This window comes from Bradyrhizobium sp. (assembly GCF_035701725.1).
In the GTDB taxonomy this organism is placed as follows: Bacteria; Pseudomonadota; Alphaproteobacteria; order Rhizobiales; family Xanthobacteraceae; genus Bradyrhizobium.
The window spans coordinates 1-3870 of record NZ_DASSRP010000400.1 but is presented as its reverse complement, the minus strand read 5'-3'; the positions used below and the strand labels follow the sequence as shown (position 1 = coordinate 3870).

At 62.2% G+C, this 3870-nt stretch carries 3 protein-coding genes; all 3 read left to right on the top strand.

Going from position 1 to position 3870, the window contains the following annotated elements:
• The first annotated feature begins 198 nt into the window (after positions 1 to 198).
• A complete protein-coding gene (rplJ, locus tag VFL62_RS24370; protein ID WP_325174951.1) occupies positions 199 to 717 on the top strand; it encodes a 50S ribosomal protein L10 in 519 nt (172 codons plus the stop codon).
• A 59-nt stretch (positions 718 to 776) separates the two neighbouring features.
• Positions 777 to 1154: a 50S ribosomal protein L7/L12 gene (gene rplL / locus VFL62_RS24365; RefSeq protein WP_325174950.1), complete on the top strand. Its 378-nt coding sequence runs from the start codon at positions 777 to 779 to the stop codon at positions 1152 to 1154.
• 512 nt (positions 1155 to 1666) lie between these two features.
• Positions 1667 to 3870: DNA-directed RNA polymerase subunit beta (rpoB, locus tag VFL62_RS24360; protein ID WP_325174949.1), on the top strand; the 2204-nt coding region annotated here is incomplete at its 3' end.

Here is a 3870-nt window from a genome sequence, read left to right as displayed (position 1 = left end):
GGTTGAAAGCAATTTGGTTCGAACCTCGACACCCCGCAGGGCTGTAACGGCCTTCGGGAGGGCAGGCTTCAAGATCGTCGTCTTGCCCATGTCGCTGGGGCCTTTGGGCCCCCGAAAGTGAAGGGTGGGCGGGACGATGGGTGCAACCCGGCGGTCCCGCGTGAGAATGCGAAGGCCGCCAACCGGAGAGAGCTTGCTGTGGAAAGAGCGGCAAAAAAGGGCGCTGTCGAGGAGCTGAATGGTCTGTTCAAGACCACCAGCGTCGCGATCGTGGCCCACTATTCCGGCCTGACCGTTGCCCAGATGCAGAAGCTGCGCATGCAGATGAAGCAGGCTGGCGCCTCGGTAAAGGTCTCGAAGAACCGTCTCGCCAAAATTGCTCTTGAAGGCACTGACGTCGTTGCTATCGGCTCCCTGCTGAAGGGGCCGACCGTGATCGCGACTTCCAAAGATCCGGTAGCAGCGCCGAAGGTTGCCATCGAATTCGCCAAGGCGAACGAACAGTTCGTCATTCTCGGCGGCTCGATGGGCAAAACCGTCCTGAATGTCGATGGCGTGAAGGCGCTTGCCTCGCTGCCCTCGCTCGACGAACTGCGCGGCAAGCTCGTTGGCCTTCTCGTGGCGCCGGCGACCAAGATCGCTCAGCTGTCGAATGCGCCTGCGGCCAAGCTCGCGCGCGTCATTCAGGCTCATGCCTCCAAGGGCGAAGCGGCCTGACGGCTCTCGCTAAACAGTAACAACCTGGTTCGAACCAATACGTTTAAGGAAACAGATCAATGGCTGACTTGCAGAAGATTGTTGACGACCTCTCGAGCCTGACGGTGCTCGAAGCGGCCGAACTCGCCAAGCTCCTCGAAGAAAAGTGGGGCGTCTCCGCGGCTGCGGCCGTGGCGGTGGCCGGTCCCGCCGCCGGCGGCGCTGCCGCTGCCCCGGCCGAAGAGAAGACCGAGTTCACGGTCGTTCTGGCCGCCTCTGGCGACAAGAAGATCGAGGTCATCAAGGAAGTCCGCGCCATCACCGGTCTTGGCCTCAAGGAAGCCAAGGACCTCGTCGAAGGCGCTCCGAAGCCGCTGAAGGAAGGCGTCAACAAGGAAGAGGCCGACAAGATCAAGGCTCAGCTCGAAAAGGCTGGCGCGAAGGTCGAGCTCAAGTAACCGTAGGTTTGAGCTGGATTCCGGACACGCGAAGCGTGGATCCGGGATCTGGAGCAAAAGACGTGGATGGCCGGGTCAAGCCTGGCCATGACAGAAAGCGGATCGCCCGCCGGGTTCCATCAGGCGGGCGTCCTACACGAGAAAGTGTGGGGATGGAGGGGGATACCCCTCGATTTTCCACGATTGCCATCCCATATCGGGACGGCAGCACGAAAACACGGCAGGTGAGAGGAACCGCAAGGTTTCGCCGCAAGCCGTTGGGAGATAGGCAATTTCGGGCTTTGCAGTCCGTAACGAAGCGGTTTTAGACGTGCGGGTGCGTTAGAGCGCCCCGCGCGTCGCTTTGCGTTCTTTGGATGGCGGAACCTTTTGATCCAGGACTTGAACGTCCGGAAAAGGAAAGGCGAGCGGCTCAGGGAACGAAAACGAAATTCAACTCCGAAGGCGATTTTGACATCACCGCTTTCGGAAAGGTTCGCTCCCTCCAGGGGCGACGATAACGAGAGGCCACTATGGCGCAGCAGACGTTCACCGGTCGCAAACGCGTACGCAAGTTTTTCGGACACATCAAGGAAGTCGCAGAGATGCCGAACCTCATCGAGGTTCAGAAGGCGTCCTATGACCAATTCCTGATGGTGGATGAGCCCCCGGGCGGCCGGCTCGACGAAGGTCTGCAAGCGGTGTTCCGCTCGGTGTTCCCGATCTCGGATTTCTCCGGCACCTCGATGCTGGAATTCGTCCGCTATGAATTCGAGCCGCCGAAATATGACGTCGACGAGTGCCGCCAGCGCGGCATGACCTTTGCCGCGCCGCTGAAGGTGACGCTGCGCCTGATCGTGTTCGATATCGATGAGGAAACCGGCGCCAAGTCGGTGAAGGACATCAAGGAGCAGGACGTCTACATGGGCGACATCCCGCTCATGACGATGAACGGCACCTTCATCGTCAACGGTACCGAGCGCGTCATCGTCTCGCAGATGCATCGTTCGCCCGGCGTGTTCTTCGACCACGACAAGGGCAAGACGCACTCGTCCGGCAAGCTGTTGTTCGCCGCGCGCGTCATTCCCTACCGCGGCTCCTGGCTCGACATCGAGTTCGACGCCAAGGACATCGTCTATGCGCGTATCGACCGTCGCCGCAAGATTCCGGTGACGTCGTTGATGTTCGCGCTTGGCCTCGATGGCGAGCAGATCCTTTCGACCTTCTACAAGAAGATCAACTACAAGCGCGCCAAGGAAGGCTGGCGCGTGCCGTTCGATGCCACGCGCTTCCGCGGCTATTCCACCATCAACGACCTGATCGATGCCGACAGCGGCAAGGTCGTGCTCGAAGCCGGCAAGAAGCTCACCGTGCGCGCCGCGCGCCAGCTCCAGGAAAAGGGGCTGAAAGCACTGCGGATGTCGGACGAGGAACTGGTCGGCAACTATCTCGCCGAGGACCTCGTCAATCCGAAGACCGGTGAAATCTATGCGGAGGCCGGTGAGGAAATCACCGACAAGCTGCTGAAGGTCTTGAACGAGCAGGGCTACAAGGAACTGCCGATCCTTGACATCGACCACGTCAATGTCGGCGCCTACATCCGCAACACGCTGCATGCCGACAAGAACATGACGCGTGAAGACGCGCTGTTCGACATCTATCGCGTGATGCGTCCGGGCGAGCCGCCGACGCTGGATTCGGCACAGGCGATGTTCCAGTCGCTGTTCTTCGACGCCGAGCGCTACGACCTGTCGGCCGTGGGCCGCGTCAAGATGAACATGCGCCTTGATCTCGATGCGCCCGACACCCAGCGCACGCTGCGCAAGGAAGACATCCTGGCCGTCATCAAGACGCTGGTCGACCTGCGCGACGGCAAGGGCGAGATCGACGACATCGACCATCTCGGCAACCGCCGGGTGCGCTCGGTCGGCGAACTGATGGAGAACCAGTACCGCATCGGCCTGTTGCGCATGGAGCGCGCGATCAAGGAGCGCATGTCGAGCGTCGATATCGACACCGTGATGCCGCAGGACCTGATCAACGCCAAGCCGGCGGCTGCCGCCGTGCGCGAGTTCTTCGGCTCCTCGCAGCTCTCGCAGTTCATGGACCAGACCAACCCGCTCAGCGAGATCACCCACAAGCGCCGCCTCTCGGCGCTTGGCCCGGGCGGTCTGACCCGCGAGCGCGCGGGCTTCGAGGTGCGCGACGTGCACCCGACGCACTACGGCCGCATCTGCCCGATCGAGACGCCGGAAGGTCCGAACATCGGCCTGATCAACTCGCTCGCCACCTTCGCGCGCGTGAACAAATACGGCTTCGTCGAGACGCCGTACCGGAAGATCAAGGACGGCCGCGTCACCGACGAGGTCGTGTACCTCTCGGCGATGGAGGAGGGCCGCTACCGCGTGGCGCAGGCCAACGTGCCGCTCGACAACCGCGGCCGCTTCACCGAAGACCTCGTGGTCTGCCGTCACGCCGGCGAAGTGCTGCCGGTGACGCCGGACAAGGTTGACTACATGGACGTGTCGCCGAAGCAGCTCGTTTCGGTGGCCGCCGCGCTGATCCCGTTCCTCGAGAACGACGACGCCAACCGCGCGCTGATGGGCTCGAACATGCAGCGTCAGGCGGTGCCGCTGGTTCGCGCCGAGGCGCCGTTCGTCGGCACCGGCATGGAAGGCGTGGTTGCCCGCGACTCGGGCGCTGCGATCGCGGCCCGCCGCTCCGGCGTGATCGACCA